Genomic DNA, 17,880 nt, shown 5'->3' on the forward strand with positions numbered 1-17,880 from the left:
ATTTTTTCAGGAGAGAAACCATGATCGATCTGACCGGTAAATTCTTCTGGTACGAATTGATGACCAGCGACCCGCAGGCGGCGCTCGCTTTTTATGGCGATGTGCTGGGCTGGACGGCGCAGGCCTTTGGCGGCGAGCGGACCGACGATCCCTATATGGTGGTGTCGGGCAGCGCGGGCGCGGTGGGCGGGGTCATGGCGATCCCGGCCGAGGCCAAGGATTGCGGCATGACGCCCTGGTGGGGCGGTTATGTCGGGTCGGCGGATGTCGATGCGGACGCCCAAAGGCTTAGCGCGGCGGGCGGCAAGGTGATGCGCCCGGCCGAAGACATCCCCGGCGTGGGGCGGTTCGCAGTCATGGCCGATCCGGGCGGTGCGATCTTCATGCTGCTCAAAGGCTCCAGCCCCGAAGGGATGGAGGCCGCGCCGCCGATGGCGCCGGGCCATGTCGGCTGGCACGAACTTTATGCCGGGAATTTCGACCAGGATTTGGCCTTCTACACTGGCCAGTTCGGTTGGACCCAGGGGGACGCCATGGATATGGGTGATATGGGTCGCTATCAGCTGGTGTCGCAAAGCGGCGGCAGCGATTTTGCGGACATGACCGGCGGCATCATGCCGGTGCCGTCGATGATGCCACGGGCGGCCTGGCTCTTCTACTTCACTGTCCGCGACATCGACGCTGCGGTGGAGAAGGTGACGGCGGGCGGCGGACAGGTGCTGAACGGACCTATGGAAGTGCCGGGTGGCGGCTGGATCATCCAGGCGACCGATCCGCAGGGCGCGATGTTCGCGCTGGTCGGCAGCAAGGGAGAGGCGTGATGGGCAAGATCTCCCCCTGCCTTTGGTTCGACGGCCAGGCCGAGGAGGCGGCGCGTTTCTATGTGTCGGTCTTCGGCGGGTCGGTGGATCATGTGAGCCATTATCCAGACGACGTGCCAACCCCGGGGGCGGGCGGCGGCGTGCTGCTGGTCGAGTTCACCCTGTTCGGGCAAAGCTATCAGGCGCTCAACGGCGGGCCGAACTTTCCCTTTACCGAAGCGGTGTCGCTGTCGGTCGGGTGCGCGGACCAGGCGGAGCTGGATCGCTACTATGATGCGCTGACCACCGATGGCGGATCGCCCGGGCCGTGCGGATGGGTGAAGGACAAATATGGCCTGTCCTGGCAATTGGTGACGCAGGGGATCATGGCCAATTACCATAGCGGCGATAAAGCCGGGATCGCCCGCATGATGCAGGTCATGATGACGATGCAGAAACTGGACACCGCCGCGATGCAGGCGGCCTTTGACGGAGAGACGGCATGAGCGGCGCGGATAACGAACTATCAGTCACCTGCCTGGTCGAAGCGCCGCGCGCGATCTGCTGGAAAGTGTGGGTGGACCTGAAGGATGAATGGTTTTGCCCCAAGCCCTGGCGCGCGCAGGTGATCGCGCAGGATCTGCGCCCCGGCGGACGCAGCGCGGTGCAGATGTTCGGCCCCGAAGGTGAGGACACCGGCCCGATGGAGGGCGTGTTTCTGGAGGTCGTTCCCAATGCGCTGGCGGTGACGACGGACGCCTATGCCGCAGGATGGGTGCCGCAGACGCCGTTCATCACCACAATCTGGCAGTTCGAGGATGAGGGCGACGGCACCCGCGTCACCGCGACGGCCCGCCATTGGGATGCCGAGGCGAAGGCGCGGCATGAGGCGATGGGCTTTCATCCCGGCTGGGACATGATGCTGGCGCAATTCAAGGCGTTGAGCGAGAGGTCGGCGGCGAGCGCCTAAAACAAAGTGCGCGCCATCGCCTGGTCCTAGTCCAGCATCGCCGCGAGTTTGGGCGTCATATATTCCTGCGCGCCGCTGTCGGTGCGCAGGACCAGGCGGGCGGCAAGGTCGTGGCGGGTGGCGAGCGCCATGCCCTTGTCCGGTCCCATGACGGTGATCGCGGTGGCCCAGGCGTCGGCCAGCATCGCCTGATCATGCAGTATGGTGACGGACGCGACGCCCGGCGCGATCGGCGTGCCGGTGGCCGGGTCGATGCTGTGCGACAGGCGCGCGCCATCCTCTATCCGGTAGCGGCGATAGTCGCCCGATGTCGCGACGGCGAGGCCGCAGAGGGCGATGCGTAGCGTCGGGATGGCAAGGCCGGGCGGCGCTTCGACATCGACCCACCAGGGCTGGATGTCCGGCTTGATCCCGTCGCCGCGCAGTTCGCCGCCAATCTCTATCAGGAAGTTCGTGACGCCCATGGCGCGCAAGGCCGCCGCCACGGCATCGACCGCGAACCCCTTGGCGATGCCGGAAAAGTCGAGCGCGACATCGGCGAGGCGACGAGCGTGGTCGCCGTCCAGTTCTATGCGTGTCCAGGGCGCGGCTATTTTGAGGGCGCGCGCGGACGTGGTCGCCGGGCCGAAGCCCCACTGATCGACCAGCCTGCCGATCGCGGGATCGAAGGCACCCTGGGACAGCCGGGCCATATCCAGCCCGGCGCGCAGGACGGCCAGCATATCGGCTGGCAGCGGCATCCATGCGTCGATCGGCAGGGCGTTGAAGCGGCTGATGGTGGAATCCGGCTCCCAATTGCTCATCTGCTCGATGACGCGCGCCAGCACCGCTTCGATCGCCGCCGCGCAGTCTGCGGGCGGATCGACGATCTGCGCCGACCAACTGGTCCCCATGGTGGGGCCGCCAAATGCGACGATAGCGCCCCTGCGCTGTCGCCCGACGAACGGGTCGGGCGACAGGCCGGGCGCTATCGCGATGCGGATGCCGTGGTGGTCAGCCTGGATCAGGGCGCGAGCACTTCCAGCGTGGTGATATAGGCAGCGCGGCGCTGCGGCGGGCCGGATGGGGCGGGGCGGGGCGCTGGCGGCGCGCCTGCGCCACCTTGCGCGCCCGGACCGCCAGCACCGCCTTCACCACCGGGGCCGCCTTCGCGTCCACCGCCGATGCTGGCGTTCAGCCAATACATGCCCGGCTGCGGCCAGGTGATCGCGACCTTGCCATCCTTGTCGGCGACAAGGTCCATCTGGCCCAGCGCGTCGCGGTAGCGGATACCGCCGGGGATGACCGTGACCTTGAGACCGGACGCAGGCTTTCCGTCGAGCAGGAACTGGAAGGTCGCCGCTTCGCCCGATACCAGGTCATTGGGGTGGGTGACGGGGACAAGTTCGATGCCGCTGCCGGTCGGCTTGAAGAGGGTGGTGGTCGGCGCCCCCAGCGTCACGAAAATCTCGTTGCGGTTCGACATTTCGGCGGTCTGGACATTGGTCGCGCCAGCCGGGATGACGCTCGCCAGCTTGTCCTTCGTCGTGCCGCGCGGCAGCCGTTCCTGCTTGCCGTTCAGCGTGTAGCTGCCCATCACGCCGGTCGAAACGCTGGCGATGCGATAGGTGCCGGGCTTGGTCAGATGGACGTCGAAGGTCGAGCGATACCGGCCCTTGGCGGCATTTTCGATCTTGCCAACCGCACCATCAGGCTCGGTCACAGCGATATTGTCCGTGCCCATCGGGAAATGTTCGAAATAGAAGACGTCGTTGGAAATGGCGGCGTCGACCGTAACCCAGCTGTCGGTGCCAGACAGGGTGGTGGAGGACGGCAACATCCATTGGCGATGAGCCTGCGCGGTGGCGGGCAGCATCAGGGCGGCGATCGCGCCCGCGATCAGAAATCGGGTCTTCATGGTCTTTTCCCCTGTTACTTGCCAAATGTGAGGGCGACGGCGCCCAATTCGCTGCTGCCCTGGGCCTTGACGGTGGCGCCCGGCTTTGGCGGCCAAGCGAAGGGCAAGCGGACGACTTCGCGGCCACCCACTTCGCGCGCAGCCTCCACGATCAGCGTGTAGTTGCCGGGGCTAAGCGCGCCCAGCGGCCCCTTGCCCGCGGTAAAGGCGATCTTCTGGTCGCCCGGCGCGCGGGTCGCACCGGTGACGCCATCGACCGGGAAGGTCAGGGTGCGACCGGACGCTCGCCACCATTGGCGCACATCGCGCAGCCATTTGGTGCCTTCGCCCTTCGCCTTGTCGAAATCATACCAGACCGACAGGGTGCGGGGCGCGGCCCCCTCCTTTTCCACCCAGATGGCGACATAGGGCCGATGATATTCGGCGACCGTCAGCCGCGGGATCGCGACGTTCAGGTTCAGCGTCTGCGCGGCGGCGGGCGTGGTCGCCGATCCGGCCGCGCCGATCGCGACGGCGCCGGTCAAGGCCAGGCGATGGCTGATCTGCATGATGGTCCCCTTTAATGGATGAAGATGATGGCGAGGATCGCCGGGAGAAGCAGGCCGATGGCGACCAGCGGCCAAGTGCTGGGCCGCTTCTTTGCATGGAGTTGCAACAGCACGAGGCCGGTCAGCGCGAAGACGAAGCAGGCGACGGAAAAGACGTCGATGAAATATTTCCACACCGTCCCGGCGTTGCGGCCCTTATGCAGGTCGTTGAGATAGCTGATCCAGCCACGACTGGTCGCTTCACTGGTCACTGCGCCGCTATGGCGGTCGATCGATACCCAGCCGTCGCCGCCGGGGCGGGGCAGGGCGAGATAGACCTCATCGGCCGACCATTCCGCGTCGCCCGTGCCGACCTGTCCCACCGATTGTTCGACGAATGCGGCGACGGAGGGCGGCAGCGGCTTCTTTACGTCCGGCGCATCGTCGGCTGCGACCTGCTCCAACAGGTTAGCAGGCAGGGTCGCGCTTTTTTCGACCGTCTGCGGCGACGCTTCAACATCGGCAGCGTGATTGAGCGTGATGCCGGTAAAGGCGAACGCGAGCAGGCCGATCAGGCTGATCGCGGAACTGACCCAATGCCAGGTATGCAGCTGCTTCAGCCAGAAGGCCTTGGCGCTTTTCTTCTTTTGCGCCTGAATGCGGGCGGTTCCGTGCATTGGATGCGGTTCGTCCTGCGTAAATAAGGTTCCGCCGCATAACGCGAACGACTCGCAATTGCAAACGCTTACCGATATTTTTGCGGGCCTATCTGGTTCGACGAGCAACATCCCAATGCTGGTTGTTGCCAATCGGTTTCCCGGCCTTGTTATTGACGGTGGGGCACATCACATCTAGCCGGACTATTCGCCTGATGTAACACGGATCAACGCTGTCCGGGACGTCATGGCTCTTGATCGGTCGCGCGCGGGAGAGCGTGGGGGCTGCTGCTAGGACCATAATATGCTGTTGCCGGCCGTTGTTGCGGGAATGATGATGATTGGCGTGCAGGCAGGCGATGCCGCGCCGTCCACTCTGCCAAGCAAGGCAGCGACTGGCGCGGCGCAACCGCCCGCGTCGCCGCAGGGGGATGATGTCCAGGACATCGTCGTGACGGGTGAGAAGGGCGCGCCCAAGGGCGATCCGCTGGAGCAGATCAACGCCAAGAGCTTCGCTGCGGTGCAATCGGTGGACAAGGCGGTGATCGAGCCGGTGGCGAAGGCCTATAATGAAGGCTTGCCGCGTCCGGTGCGCAAGGGGCTGCGCAACTTCTTCTCCAATCTGGGGGAGCCGATCGTCGCGGCTGCCTATCTGGTGCAGTTCAAGCCGGGGAAGGCGGTGGAGACGGCAGGCCGCTTCGGCGTCAATTCGACGCTGGGTTTCGTCGGCCTCTTCGACGTCGCCAAGCGCAAGCCGTTTAACCTGCCGCATCGCGACAATGGCATCGCCAATACGCTGGGCTATTATGGCATCGGGCCGGGGCCATATATGTACCTGCCGATCGTCGGACCGACGACGCTGCGCGACATTGTCGGCGATACGGCGGACAAGATGATCCTGCCCTTCGCGCTGGGCCGGAAATTCTTCAAGCCCGCCTATGTCATTCCCGCCACGATCCTGAACCAGTTGGGCGAACGCGCGGCGTTCGACGAGACGATCGTGGCGATCCGGAACGAGGACGATCCTTATACCGTCTATAAGACGCTGTATCTGAAGCAGCGGCAGGCGGAGATCGACGCGCTGCACGGGCGCATGTCGTCCGAACCGATCGTGCCCATCTATGGCGACGCCATCCGCACGCCGGGGAAGAAGGACGCGCCGAAGGTCGTGTTGCCCGACGCTTATGGCGACGATGCGGACGAACCGGTAGCCGATACGCCGCAATAGGATATTGCAATGTGTTCCCGCGCAGGCGGGAACCCAGTTCGAACGACGGGACTGGGTTCCCGCCTTCGCGGGAACACGCTGTGATGCGTCTATTACCGCCCCAGCAATCCGCGCGCCTGCCCGGCAATCTCCGCCAGCATCGCGACGTTCGGCGTCGCGGCCGCCTTGGCGCGCTGGACCAGGGCGCGGAACTGGCGGACGCGGGCGCCCTTGGTTTGCAGCCAGTCCTCGACATGGGTGGCGACGTCCTTGTCGATGCCCTTGTCCTCATCTCTGCCAGCGCATTGCGCCAGAAAGTCGAGCCGGACCTGCTGCATGTCGCGGGCGACGCCGGAAATAAGTAGCCGTTCCCACGGATCGGTCGGCTCCATGCGCGAAGCGGCGGACTGGACCCAATCGATGCCGACGGCTTCGCCCAGATGGGTGAAGGCCCGGGTAAGCGCGATTTCGTCCACCTTCATGCGCGCGGCCAGGGCCGCGATGCCGACTGCGCCGTCCAGCTTGAACAGGCCCGCCGTCCGCACCGCCAGCGCTTCGGGCGCGCCCAGCCCCAGCAGCCGGTCGGTGACCGCAGCGGTGCGCCGTTGCGCCTCGCTGGTCAGCAGGTCATCCACCTGGTCGGCGAGCGTGCCGACGCCCTGGACCAAGCGGGCATAGCCGTCGGCCGGGAGCGTGCCTGCGGGCACGCTGCGCAAAATGTCGGCAATCTGGGCGCGCATCCCCCCGGCAATATCGCTGAACAGCGCGAGGCGGGCGCCCTCCGACATTTCTGCCGCGTCGATATCCGCCCAGAGCGTGCCTATATCGTAGAGCCGTTCCGCGATCAGGAAGGCGCTGGCAAGGTCGGCGAGCGAGCAGCCCTCTTCCTCCGCCAGCTCGAACGGGTGGATGAGGCCCAGGCGATTGACGATGCGGTTCGCGACCTTGGTGGCGATGATTTCCTTGCGCAGGGCGTGCGCGGCGATCGCGTCCGCTTCCTTCTTCTGCATCGCAGGGGGAAGGCGGCCATCAGTTCGCCGGTCATGCTGGCGTCGGTGGCCAGGTCGCCATGTTCGATCGCATCCTGCAACGCCAGCTTCGCCGTGGAAAGCAGCACCGCCAGTTCCGGCCGGGTCAATCCCTGGCCGTCCTGGCCGCGGCGCAGCAACTGGTCGTTGGCGGCCAGTCCCTCCACCTGCCGGTCGAGCCTGCCGGTTTCCTCGAACGTTTCGATCAGCCGGACATAGGAGGCAAGGTCGGCCGCGCCGCCCGCCTGCGCGATCGACAGGCCCAGCGCCTGAAGCCGATTATCTTCCAGCACGAGATCGCCCACCGCGTCGGTCATGCTTTCCAGCAGGGCGTTGCGCTTGTCGAAGGGCAGGCGTCCTTCGATCATTTCCTTGTTCAGCGCAATCTTGATATTCACCTCATTGTCCGAGCAGTCGACGCCCGCACTATTGTCGATGAAGTCGGTATTGATGCGCCCGCCGTTGAGCGAGAAGGCGATGCGGCCCGCCTGGGTCGTGCCTAGATTGGCGCCTTCGCCGATCACCTTGACCCGCAATTGTTCGGCATTGACGCGCAGCCGGTCGTTGGCCGGGTCGCCGACATCGCCATGGCTTTGCGCGGCGGCCTTCACATAGGTGCCGATGCCGCCGAACCAGAGCAGGTCGGCAGGCGCCTTCAGGATCGCGGAGATGAGCGCCGCCGGCTCCATATCCTTGTCCGTGACGTCCAGCACCGCCTGCATTTCGGGCGTCAGCGGAATGCGCTTGAGGCTGCGCGAAAAGACGCCGCCGCCCTTGGAGATCAGCGCCTTGTCATAATCCTCCCAACTGGAGCGGGGCAGGGCGAAAAGCCGCGAGCGCTCTTCCCAGCTTTTGGCGGGATCGGGCATGGGATCGAAAAAGATATGGCGGTGGTCGAAGGCGGCGACCAGCTTAATCGCTTTGGACAGCAGCATGCCGTTGCCGAATACGTCGCCCGACATGTCGCCGCAGCCCACGACGCTGACCGGCTCGCTCTGTACGTCGATGCCCATTTCGGCAAAGTGGCGCTGGACCGAAATCCATGCGCCGCGCGCGGTAATGCCCATCGCCTTATGGTCGTACCCGTTGGAGCCGCCGCTGGCGAAGGCGTCGCCCAGCCAGAAATCGCGCTCCAGTGCGATGGCGTTGGCGACGTCGGAGAAGGTCGCGGTGCCCTTGTCGGCGGCGACCACGAAATAGGGATCGTCGCCGTCGTGAATGACCACGTCGGCCGGGTGCTGCACCTGGTTCTGCAAGATATTGTCAGTGATCGACAGCAAGGCGCGGATGAAGATGCGATAGCTTTCGGTCCCTTCGGCCAGCCAGGCGTCGCGATCGACCTGCGGATTGGGCAGTTGCTTGGGATAGAAGCCGCCCTTGGCGCCGGTCGGCACGATGACGGCGTTCTTGACGCGCTGCGCCTTCATCAGGCCCAATATTTCGGTGCGGAAATCGTCGCGGCGATCCGACCAGCGCAGGCCGCCACGCGCGACCGGTCCGGCGCGCAGGTGGATACCTTCCACGCGCGGGCAATAGACCCAGATTTCGCGCCAGGGCAGCGGCGCAGGCAGGCCGGGCACCTGGGCGCTGTCCAACTTGAAGGCGAGCGCTTCGACCGATGTCGGGCTGAAGAAATTGGTGCGCAACGTGGCGGTGATGACGGCGCGCAGCAGGCGCAGCACGCGATCTTCATCAATGGCGGTGACCTGCTCCAAGCCTGCGTCGATGTCCGCTTGCGCCTGCGCGATGCGTGCTGTCGCGCCATCCTGCGCCGCCGGATCGTGCAGGGCGTCGAACAGGATGATGAGGTTGGCGGTGACGCTATGCGCGCGGCGCAGCGTTTCGGCAAAGGTCGCCATACCGTACGCAACGCCAGCCTGACGCAGATAGCGATACAGCGCACGGAACAGCACGACCGACCGTGGCGCCAGCCCGGCGGTCACGATCAGTTCGTTGAACCGGTCATTTTCGGCGCGCCCTTCGATCACCTGGGCGATTGCTTCGGTGACGATATCGGCGCGCTCGATCACCGCCTGCGCATCGCCGCCGACGGGCAGCTCCAGCACGAAGCGCTGGACATGGCCCAGCGTGCCGCCGTCGATCGCCGTCGTCATCTCCTCGATCACGCGGAAGCCGAAATTCTCGAAAACCGGGACGACTTCGGACAGGGCGACGGTATGGTTGCTGTAGAGTTTGAGGCGCAGCCGTTCGGCGCTATCCTCCGGATTGCAATAGATGCGGATCGATTTGTCGTTCGGCCCCGACAGGCCGTGCAGCAGGCGGATGTCGATCGCCGCTTCCTCCGGTCCCGCGCCGTTGCGATAGGCCATGGGGAACCCACCGGCATAGCGTTGCGCCAGCCCGGCGGCGCGGCCGGGTTCTTCGGTAACGGCCAGCGCCTCTTCCACCGCGGGCATCCAGCCGCGCACCATCTGCTTGAGCAGGCGATCAAGCGCCACGTCGTCGGGCACCACGCCCCCTTCGCGCAGGTCGAGCGTGATGCGCAGCAGCGCCAGGCCGCCTTCCTCCAGCGCGATCGACCAGCTGAGGACCGGGCCGTTACAGGCCATCGACACCATGTCCTGAATGCTGATGCGGCGTGCGGTCGACAGTTCGTCTCGCGGCAACCAGACGAAGGCATAGAGGTGACGGGCCAATGCGCTGGTAGCGAGCGCCAGCTTGGGGCGCGGCCGGTCGGTCAGCGACATGAAGGTCAGCGCCAGCCGCTCCAGCGTCTCGCGGTCGAAGCCGATCGTGATGTCGTGGGGCAGGGCCGTCAGCGCATGGGCCAGCGTCTTGCCCGCATGGCCGAGCGGATCGAAACCGAATTTGTCCATCAGGCTGGACAGCGCGGATCGCAGCAGCGGCACCTTGTCCGGGGTCGCGCCAAGGCCCGTGCTGGTCCACATGCCCGCATGGATCGACAGCGCCTTGACCGCCTTGCCTTCCCGAATGGGGATGATGACCAGGTCGAGCAGCACCAGGCGATGGACGCGCGATATCCGGCTGGACTTGATGATCAGCGGGGTGCGCTTACCCTCTTCGAACCAGGTGAAGGCGGCTTCCAGCGATGCAGGCGCGATCAGCGGCTTGTCGTGGCGGGTGCAGATGCCCAGCGGCGCGCTGCTGCTGCCGTCGCGCTGCAAAATCTCATGCCCGGTCTGGGTGAAATGGCGCGCCAGGAACCAGCGCAGCAGGGCCGCGCCTTCCTCGTCCGGCACGGCGTCGGCGTCGGCCGCCATCGCCGATTGCATCTTCGACCAGTCCGCCACCGCGGCGCGGACATCGGCCAGCGTTTCGTGCAACGCCTTTTCGAGCGCGCGACGCGCCTTGGCATCGGCCCGGTCGGTTTCGATATAGATCATGGATTCGCGGCGCGCGCCCGGCGTGTCATCATCCAAAATCGCCGCCAGTGCGCCGCCGCCATTACGGGATACCGACAGGACGGGATGGAACAGGCGGTGGATGGTGATGTCTGCCGCCGCCAGCGCATTGGCGATGGAATCGACCAGGAACGGCATGTCGTCGTTGACGATCGCGACGCGCATGAAGCGGCCGTTGGCGCCTTCGCCCATGGTTTCCACGGCAATCGCCGCCTGGCCGGGCTTGCGGCCATTGGCGGTGCGGCCCAGGAACAGGGCGGCGGCGGTCAGCGCCGCTTCGTCAAATCCCTCGCTCTCGCCAGGCAACGCCCCCCGGCTGAGCGCGTTTTCCAGCGCCTCGCGGATGCTCTTGTCGACGTCCTTGCTCTTCGTTTCCACCACCGCCGTCATTCGCTCACCTCTCACCGCGGTTTGCCCGCTTGGATCATGAAGGAGGAGACGCTGGATCGCCGCCATGCGACTCCTCGGCTTTCAGGGCCGCTTATATGCGCCCGGCCGATGGACGGCTCAACCCTGAACGAGAAATAAAATTTCTAATTTTTGTAACAATATGATGTCGTCCGAGCGACAGGCCCGGTCGTCATCCGGCCCGACTATCGTTCAGTCCGCGCCGCATGTCGAGCATGGACAGGGCAGCGCCGCCAGCATTTTACCGCGTGCTTGGGGCAGGATGCGGCGGGGGATGCCGCCCGCGCGCGTCAGCGCGAAGCGGCGGCGATCACCCGCTGGTTAAGGTCGCTATCCCCCGGCAGGGCGGCAACGATCGCCAACGTCCCATCAGGTTCGCGACGGGCGACGACGACGGCCAGCCCGTCGGCATCGGTGGCGACCGCAACCGGGTCCAGCGCGGTAGCGGCTTTCACTGCGGCGCGCGCGACCTGGCGCTTATCCGGCCGCGCCGGGGCATGCGAGCGGCGCAGCGCGCGTTCGTCGCGCACCAGCGCCTTGAGGCCACCGGCATAGGCCGACAGATAGGCGGCCAGCGACCCGACGGTCAGGCCAGCATTGTGGGCATGGTCCAGCGCGGTGGCATATTCGGTAATCCGCGTCTTGTCGTATGTCGCGCCGAAGACCAGCTTGATAACGGCGGTCATCGGGCTGCGCGCCTGCGCCTTGATGCCATAATCATGCAGCAGTTCGGCATAGTCGTCGGGGCGTACCTGGGCGACCTGCGCGAAATCATAGGACAGGCTGACGGCGCGATAGAGGGCGGCATGGCTGCGCGCTTCGCTGATGCGCACGCGTGCGGCGCCGTCGCGCGCGATCGCGAGCCAGTCGGCCAGCGGTGCCTCTTCGGTCGGACATTCCATGCCGGTCAGGTCGAGCGCCTCGTCGTCGTCCTCGTCTTCGATATCGAAGGCCAGGCTGTTGCTCTGCTGGTCGGCGGCGGGTCCGTCCGCCCAGATCGGGGTGGCGGCGTGGGCGGACGGCGCACTGCGCATCGCTTCATCCACTTCCAGTTCCAGCGCGTCGGACAGGCTGCGGCTCGCCAGTTCCTTCCAGTTGATCACGCCGAACACGAAATCGATCGTCTCGTCATCGGAGGAAAAGGGCATCAATATGCCGCGATACATGATCTCCGCGCCGCGCTGGTTCACGAATTCCGCCTCGAAGCCGATCGGCGCTGCGTTGGCGATGATCTGCAGATAATGATCGGTCAGCCGCGACAGCAGCGATCGGGCGGGCACATCGTCGATATAATCGATCGTCCCTTCGATATCGCATTCGCGGCGCAATTCGGCGCCCAGATAGACGACGGCCGGATTGTCGAGGCCAACGCTGAAATCGAGCAGGACCGCGTGCGGGCCGAAATCCTCCAACTGCTCCGGGTTCAGATCCTCGATCGACGGCAGCGCGCGGTCGCCCAGCAGCGACGCCCAATAATTATAGGCGCGCACCTGCATCCGCCGCTCTTCGGAAATGACCGCAGGCGGGGTTTCGATCAACGCGTCGCCGACATAGTCGAAGTCGTCCTCGTCATTGGCGGCGTCATGCCCCCGCAGAGTGTCCATCCGATCGTCCTACTTCAGGTCAAAAAAATCTATTCCGGGACTCGACAGTGGCATGGGATGGTAAATTTCGCGTAAACAGGCGCGGGCGTGATCGGGCAGGCGGCTGCATGCGCGCCGGGGGGCGAAAAAAGGCATGACGAAGCGAATGCCCGCTTGTCCTGCGCCCCATCCGCTGATATCTGCCCGCCCCAACGCCGCTTTAGCTCAGTTGGTAGAGCATCGCATTCGTAATGCGGGGGTCACAGGTTCGAGTCCTGTAAGCGGCACCAGTACCCCCTCCGCCAGCATCCGTTCAGGGTTGAAAAAACGGCGGAAATCTGCTAAAAATTCCATCTTTCAGGTCGGGTGCGTTCGCTGCCGTCCACCCCCATCCGTGCCCCGCTGGGGGTATTTTGTGGGGGTATGACCCCAAGGCGCGAATCTCGATACCCCCTGAAGCGATTTGTAGCAGATGGGATGACATCGCGATGGCGCTTTCGGATGCGAAAATCAGAGCTTTGAAGCCTGGGCCCAAGCCGTTCAAGGTGGCGGACGAACGCGGGTTGTTCCTGCTGGTCAGCCCCGGCGGCAGTCGACTGTGGCGGGTGAAGTTCCGGATCGACGGCCTGGATGCCAAGGGCAAGTTCAAGAAGATAGAAAAGCTGCTGTCTCTGGGCGCTTATCCGGACATCTCGCTGAAGCGCGCGCGGCAGCTTCGGGATGAGGCCCGCGAAACGCATGCGGCCGGCCTTGACCCGACTTTTGAGAAGCAGAAAGCGAAGGCTGCCGCTCGGATCAGCGCCGAGAATAGCTTTTCCAGGGTAGCTGAGATGCTGTTGGAGAAGCAGGAGCGCGAAGGGCTTGCCGAGGCGACACTGGTCAAGCGCCGCTGGTTCATCAAGCTTGTCTTCCCGGTCCTGGGTAAGCGCCCCATTGCCGAAATACAGCCTCTGGAAATTCTGCTTGCCCTGCGGCCTATCGAAAAGAAGGGCCGGCATGAAAGTGCCAAGCGCGCGCTCAACTTCATCGGGCAGGTTTTTCGCTATGCCGTGGCCTCGCAGCTGGCGCCTGCCGACCCGACGCGCGATCTGCGCGGCGCGCTGACGACGCCGAAGGTCAAGCACCATGCCGCCATTCTCGACCCCGATCAGGCGGGCGAATTGCTCAGGGCGATCGACGGCTATGAAGGACAACCGATCACCCGCTGGGCACTCCAACTCTCGGCGTTGCTGTTCGTACGGCCCGGCGAGCTAAGGAAGGCCGAATGGGTCGAGGTGGACGCCGTGAAGGCCGTGTGGCGCATCCCGCCCTCTAAGATGAAGGGACGTGTCGAACATCAGGTTCCGCTATCGTCACAAGCGCTGGCTGTCTTCGAGGAGGTTAGGGGGCTGACAGGGCGGGGCAGATATGTATTCCCCTCGATCCGGAGCACATCCAATCCCATGTCCGAGAATACGATCAATGCCGCCTTGCGGCGGCTTGGCTATTCCGGCGACGAGATGACCGCGCATGGGTTTCGATCCATGGCCTCCACCCTGCTGAACGAGAGCGGCAAATGGCACCCAGACGCCATCGAACGCGCGCTTGCGCACAAGGACACAGATTCGGTTCGGGCGGCTTATGCACGCGGTGCCTTCTGGAATGAGCGTGTCGAAATGGCGCAGTGGTGGAGCGATTATCTCGATAGCCTCAAGGGCGAGCGAAAGGTTTTAAGACCTGATTTCGGGCAACGGACGTCTGCGTCTTCCTCCTGACCTTGGCTTGACGGGCTGTCGCATCTATCCGGGCGTCCCCGTTCGGACCGCGCTCTACTTTGCTTCGCTCCACCGAGCCGGCTGCACCGTCTCGGCCCTGTCGGGTTTCGATCGCTGACGCAAATCCGTGCCGGATCATTTGCGGACATCGCCTGTCGGCGATGGCGTGGGCCGGTCCCGGCCAAGCAGTGTGGGCGTCGCTACCCTCTAGGCCCGTCGCGGCGGGCGGCAAGCCGGCGTGCCGCCGGCTCCTCCACTTCCGTTCCGGTCCTGCGGATGCAGCCCGCCGCTCTGCCGGGCCTTCCGGTGCGCTCTTGCCGCCCACCCCGCTTCTCCGGGGCCGGTGTGTGCAAGAGGAGTAAAGCCCATGGAACTCAAGCATATCGACATCGCCTGCCTCTCGGTCTCGCCCGCCAACATGCGCGGCGTGAAGAAGCAACCCGACCTCACCAACATCCTGCCATCGGTGCGGGCGCGGGGCATACTCGTGCCGCTGATCGTGCGGGCAGGAGCCTGTCCCGAGCCGGTCGAGGGAGGATCGCCCACTACCTATGAGATCGTGGCAGGCAAGCGGCGCTATCATGCCGCCCTTGCCGTGGCGCAGGAGAGTGGCGGCATCGATCCGCTGCCCTGCGCGGTCATGGAAGCGGGCGACGATGCCGCCGCGCTCGAAGCCTCGCTGATCGAGAATATCGCCCGGCTCGATCCCGACGAAGTGACCCGCTGGGAGAGTTTCACCCGGCTGGTCAGGGAAGGCCGTTCACCCGAAGACATAGCCCTGACCTTTGGCCTGACCTCGCTGCAAGTGAAGCGGACACTGGCGCTGGGCAATCTGCTACCACGTATCCGCACCCTCTATCGCAACGGGACTATCGACGGCGTCACGGTCCGGCACTTGACGCTTGCGTCCCGGCCAAGACAACGCGAATGGCTGGCCCTGCTGGACGATGGCAGCGCCTATGCCCCGACCGGCCACGCGCTCAAAAGCTGGCTGATGGGCGGTCACGCCATCGCCACCAGCAAGGCGCTGTTCGACCTGTGCCTCTATACTGGCGAGATCGTCGCCGACCTGTTCGGGGAGGACAGCTATTTTGCCGATGCCGGGCAGTTCTGGCAGGCGCAGCAGGACGCAATCGCCGCGCTGGCGGAGGACTATCGCGAGGCGGGATGGAACGATGTCATGATCCTGCCCCGAGGCGAAACCTTCCATCATTGGGAGCATGTCCATTGCCCGAAGAAGAAAGGCGGTCGCATCTATATCGCGGTCGGCCATGGCGGCGACGTCGCGGTGCATGAAGGCTATATCACGCAGAAGGAAGCGCGGCGTCTGGAACGCGGCGATGGGCTGGAAAAGCCGATCCGTCCCGAACTCTCCGCTCCCTTGGCCAGCTATGTCGACCTGCATCGGCATGCCGCCGTGCGGGCCAAGCTGGCGACTGCGCCTGCCATCGCCCTGCGCGTGATGGTCGCCCATGCGATCAGCGGCAGCAGCCTGTGGCGGGTGGATGTGGCATCCCAGCGTGGCGCAACCGATGCGATCAGCGAGAGCGTCGAGACCTGCGTATCGGAAACCGCGTTCGACGGCGAACGGCGCATCGCGCTCGACTTGCTTGGCCTCGATCCCGACACTCCGACCGTCACCGGCCATGGCTATGATCGCGACATCAATGCCCTGTTCGCGCGACTGCTGGAGATGGATGACGCCACCGTCATGGGCATCCTTGCCGTGGTGATGGCCGAGACGCTGGAGGCGGGATCGACGATGATCGAGACGTTGGGCCGGGAACTGGACGTTAATATGGCGACGGTCTGGCAAAGCGATAACACGTTGCTCGACCTCATGCGCGACCGCGAGGTGATGAACCATATCCTTACCGATGTGGCGGGCTCCGACATTGCCGAGGCCAATGCCAAGGCGACGGTCAAGGTGCAGCGCGGTATCGTCCATGACTGCCTCACCGGCGGCAACGGGCGCGGACAAGTCGAGGGCTGGGTGCCGCGCTGGATGCAGTTTCCGCCCAGCGCCTATACGACGCGCGGCGGGGTCGGCAGCGTCGAGAGGGCGCTGGACCTATCTGCCCGCGAGGATCAGCAGCAGGTGGACACAGCGCTGGCAGCAGAGGCCGAACCGGAACGGCAGGCTGCATAATCCACCCATGGCTGGCGGCAATCATGCCGCCAGCCATCCTCCTTTCCTGACACGCCCCTGCCGATTTTTTGCTTGGCATGGGCGTAATTTGCCGCAAGGCTTGGCCCCATGAAATCGATCACGGACAAGGATGTAAACCTGCCGCTGGCCAAGCGCCGCGAACTGGATTTCGTGGTCGAGACGCTGCGCGATGGCTTTGCCACCGCGACTGGCAAGAAGTGCCACGAGAAATACCGGCAGGGGCGCATTCTCAAGATCATCCTGTTCGGCAGCTATGCGCGTGGCGACTGGGTCGAGGACCCGGTGGGCCGCTATTTCTCCGACTTCGACATCCTCGTCGTGGTGAGCGGCGAGGAGTTCACCGACGGCGCGGAGTTCTGGATGAAGACCGAGGCGAAGCTGCTCGACGCGCTTGCCGATGGGTCACGCCTGCGCACGCAGGTCAGCCCGATCTACCACAGCATCGACGATGTGAACGCCCAGCTGAAGCTCGGCCGTTACTTCTTCATGGACATCGTTCGCGATGGTATAATCCTGTTCGAGGAGCCGGATCATCCGCTGGCCGAACCGCAGCCATTGGACCCGGCTCAGGCCCTTCAGGAAACGCAGGATTATTTCGAAGAGTGGTTCAAAAGCGCGCAGGGTTTTGCGCGAAATGCGGGCTATGCAGTGCGAGACGACGACCCAAAACTCGCGGCCTTTCTTCTCCATCAGGCGACGGAACGCTTCTACCACTGCCTGTTTCTGGTCCGCACTTTATACTCGCCCAAGACCCACAATCTGAACCGTTTGCGTTCCCAGACCGAGCAACTTGAGCCCCGCCTTGCCGCAGTCTGGCCCGCTGAAACCAAGTTCGAGCGACGCTGCTATGAGCTGCTGCGTGCGGCCTATGTGAAGGCGCGTTATTCGCGCCAATATGTCATCACGCCTGAGCAGCTGGCGTGGCTGAGCGAACGGGTTGCGCTGTTGCAGGACCTTATCCGCGAGCTGTGCAGCGCGCGGATCGAGGACCTCGCCCGAGCTGCCTAGCCTTTAACTTCGGCCTAGCCCTCGATCAGCGCCTTCAAGCGCTTCAAATCCCGCATCACCCATTTGACGTCCGCCGAGAAGCGTTCGTCATCCATGTCGGGCTGTCGAAACAGCGTCAGCAAGACCTCTGACCCATCGCCATTGGCGATGATCCGCATCGGAATGGCGATGGTGGAACCGCTGCCGGTATCGACCCAATGATCCATGACTCCATGGTCATTATGCGGCGTGAAACGGATGCGGATCGGCCCGTCCGCGCCATCGGCAAGCCAGCCATCGCCCTCCTGCCGCAAGTCGGATTCGGCGAGGCCCGACGCCCATTTGGTGAAATATTCCGGTCGCCAGATCCATTCATAGAGCGCCTGCCAGCAATGGTTGATCGACACGCTCAAGGTGCGTGATGGCAGCATTTTCGTTTCCCTCAGGCTCTCGCATCCGACGCTTTTGCAGCGTCCCAGGCTTTCCCATGCGCGCTACAACTCCTGCGGT

General features: G+C 64.5%; 13 protein-coding genes, 1 tRNA gene and 1 pseudogene. 8 read left to right on the top strand and 7 right to left on the bottom strand.

Annotated elements, in window-relative coordinates; translation table 11 throughout:
• The first annotated feature begins 20 nt into the window (after window positions 1-20).
• From U5A89_RS06680 to U5A89_RS06690, 3 genes are read left to right on the top strand one after another with little or no spacing between them, the layout of a single operon-like run.
• The gene (locus tag U5A89_RS06680) at window positions 21-821 is read left to right on the top strand and encodes a VOC family protein (RefSeq protein WP_338160415.1); all 801 of its coding nucleotides are present in this window, start codon (window positions 21-23) and stop codon (window positions 819-821) included.
• Entirely contained in the window at window positions 821-1,306 is a 486-nt protein-coding gene (locus U5A89_RS06685) for a VOC family protein (protein WP_338160416.1), read from the top strand. The genes U5A89_RS06680 and U5A89_RS06685 overlap by 1 nt, the downstream gene beginning before the upstream one ends.
• The gene (locus tag U5A89_RS06690) at window positions 1,303-1,770 is read left to right on the top strand and encodes an SRPBCC domain-containing protein (protein ID WP_338160417.1); all 468 of its coding nucleotides are present in this window, start codon (window positions 1,303-1,305) and stop codon (window positions 1,768-1,770) included. Before U5A89_RS06685 ends, U5A89_RS06690 begins: the two co-directional genes overlap by 4 nt.
• Before the next feature lie 26 nt (window positions 1,771-1,796).
• On the opposite strand, the gene U5A89_RS06695 is transcribed toward U5A89_RS06690, so the two are convergent.
• The 4 genes from U5A89_RS06695 to U5A89_RS06710 all read right to left on the bottom strand — a co-directional run bounded on the left by U5A89_RS06695 (window position 1,797) and on the right by U5A89_RS06710 (window position 4,871).
• Window positions 1,797-2,663 carry an FAD:protein FMN transferase gene (locus U5A89_RS06695; RefSeq protein WP_338160418.1) on the bottom strand — a complete coding sequence of 289 codons (867 nt, stop codon included), beginning with the start codon at window positions 2,661-2,663 and terminating at the stop codon, window positions 1,797-1,799.
• A gap of 110 nt (window positions 2,664-2,773) precedes the next feature.
• Entirely contained in the window at window positions 2,774-3,667 is an 894-nt protein-coding gene (locus tag U5A89_RS06700) for a DUF4198 domain-containing protein (protein WP_338160419.1), read from the bottom strand.
• Between the two features lie 14 nt (window positions 3,668-3,681).
• Window positions 3,682-4,215 (bottom strand): DUF2271 domain-containing protein, encoded by a 534-nt coding sequence (locus U5A89_RS06705; protein WP_338160420.1) that lies wholly within the window; start codon window positions 4,213-4,215, stop codon window positions 3,682-3,684.
• 11 nt (window positions 4,216-4,226) lie between these two features.
• Complete coding sequence (locus U5A89_RS06710; protein ID WP_338160421.1) at window positions 4,227-4,871, bottom strand: PepSY-associated TM helix domain-containing protein; 645 nt, start codon at window positions 4,869-4,871, stop codon at window positions 4,227-4,229.
• A 283-nt stretch (window positions 4,872-5,154) separates the two neighbouring features.
• Between U5A89_RS06710 and U5A89_RS06715 the strand changes: the two genes are divergently transcribed.
• Window positions 5,155-6,078: an MlaA family lipoprotein gene (locus tag U5A89_RS06715; RefSeq protein WP_338160422.1), complete on the top strand. Its 924-nt coding sequence runs from the start codon at window positions 5,155-5,157 to the stop codon at window positions 6,076-6,078.
• Window positions 6,079-6,170: 92 nt separating this feature from the next.
• Here the strand turns inward: U5A89_RS06715 and U5A89_RS06720 are convergent.
• Window positions 6,171-10,924 (bottom strand): annotated as a pseudogene (locus U5A89_RS06720) (NAD-glutamate dehydrogenase).
• A 242-nt stretch (window positions 10,925-11,166) separates the two neighbouring features.
• Complete coding sequence (locus U5A89_RS06725; RefSeq protein WP_338160423.1) at window positions 11,167-12,480, bottom strand: PAS domain-containing protein; 1,314 nt, start codon at window positions 12,478-12,480, stop codon at window positions 11,167-11,169.
• Window positions 12,481-12,673: 193 nt separating this feature from the next.
• Here U5A89_RS06725 and U5A89_RS06730 point away from each other — a divergent pair.
• From U5A89_RS06730 to U5A89_RS06745, 4 genes are all read left to right on the top strand, one after another.
• A tRNA-Thr gene (locus tag U5A89_RS06730) sits at window positions 12,674-12,749 on the top strand.
• Between the two features lie 198 nt (window positions 12,750-12,947).
• Window positions 12,948-14,213 carry a tyrosine-type recombinase/integrase gene (locus U5A89_RS06735; protein ID WP_338160424.1) on the top strand — a complete coding sequence of 422 codons (1,266 nt, stop codon included), beginning with the start codon at window positions 12,948-12,950 and terminating at the stop codon, window positions 14,211-14,213.
• Between the two features lie 367 nt (window positions 14,214-14,580).
• The gene (locus tag U5A89_RS06740; RefSeq protein WP_338160425.1) at window positions 14,581-16,362 is read left to right on the top strand and encodes a ParB/RepB/Spo0J family partition protein; all 1,782 of its coding nucleotides are present in this window, start codon (window positions 14,581-14,583) and stop codon (window positions 16,360-16,362) included.
• 108 nt (window positions 16,363-16,470) lie between these two features.
• Complete coding sequence (locus tag U5A89_RS06745; RefSeq protein WP_338160426.1) at window positions 16,471-17,391, top strand: HEPN domain-containing protein; 921 nt, start codon at window positions 16,471-16,473, stop codon at window positions 17,389-17,391.
• 14 nt (window positions 17,392-17,405) lie between these two features.
• Here U5A89_RS06745 and U5A89_RS06750 read toward each other — a convergent pair whose 3' ends face one another.
• Window positions 17,406-17,801 carry a polyketide cyclase gene (locus U5A89_RS06750; protein WP_338160427.1) on the bottom strand — a complete coding sequence of 132 codons (396 nt, stop codon included), beginning with the start codon at window positions 17,799-17,801 and terminating at the stop codon, window positions 17,406-17,408.
• Window positions 17,802-17,880: the final 79 nt, after the last annotated feature.

The organism is Sphingobium sp. HWE2-09 (assembly GCF_035989265.1).
In the GTDB taxonomy this organism is placed as follows: domain Bacteria; phylum Pseudomonadota; class Alphaproteobacteria; order Sphingomonadales; family Sphingomonadaceae; genus Sphingobium.

Coding starts and splice junctions, on each gene's coding strand:
- U5A89_RS06750 (WP_338160427.1), bottom strand. CDS start 17,801: ATGCTGCCATCACGCACCTTGAGCGTGTCGATCAACCATTGCTGGCAG.
- U5A89_RS06700 (WP_338160419.1), bottom strand. CDS start 3,667: ATGAAGACCCGATTTCTGATCGCGGGCGCGATCGCCGCCCTGATGCTG.
- U5A89_RS06695 (WP_338160418.1), bottom strand. CDS start 2,663: ATGGGGACCAGTTGGTCGGCGCAGATCGTCGATCCGCCCGCAGACTGC.
- U5A89_RS06715 (WP_338160422.1), top strand. CDS start 5,155: ATGCTGTTGCCGGCCGTTGTTGCGGGAATGATGATGATTGGCGTGCAG.
- U5A89_RS06710 (WP_338160421.1), bottom strand. CDS start 4,871: ATGCACGGAACCGCCCGCATTCAGGCGCAAAAGAAGAAAAGCGCCAAG.
- U5A89_RS06735 (WP_338160424.1), top strand. CDS start 12,948: ATGGCGCTTTCGGATGCGAAAATCAGAGCTTTGAAGCCTGGGCCCAAG.
- U5A89_RS06745 (WP_338160426.1), top strand. CDS start 16,471: ATGAAATCGATCACGGACAAGGATGTAAACCTGCCGCTGGCCAAGCGC.
- U5A89_RS06725 (WP_338160423.1), bottom strand. CDS start 12,480: ATGGACACTCTGCGGGGGCATGACGCCGCCAATGACGAGGACGACTTC.
- U5A89_RS06680 (WP_338160415.1), top strand. CDS start 21: ATGATCGATCTGACCGGTAAATTCTTCTGGTACGAATTGATGACCAGC.
- U5A89_RS06685 (WP_338160416.1), top strand. CDS start 821: ATGGGCAAGATCTCCCCCTGCCTTTGGTTCGACGGCCAGGCCGAGGAG.
- U5A89_RS06705 (WP_338160420.1), bottom strand. CDS start 4,215: ATGCAGATCAGCCATCGCCTGGCCTTGACCGGCGCCGTCGCGATCGGC.
- U5A89_RS06740 (WP_338160425.1), top strand. CDS start 14,581: ATGGAACTCAAGCATATCGACATCGCCTGCCTCTCGGTCTCGCCCGCC.
- U5A89_RS06690 (WP_338160417.1), top strand. CDS start 1,303: ATGAGCGGCGCGGATAACGAACTATCAGTCACCTGCCTGGTCGAAGCG.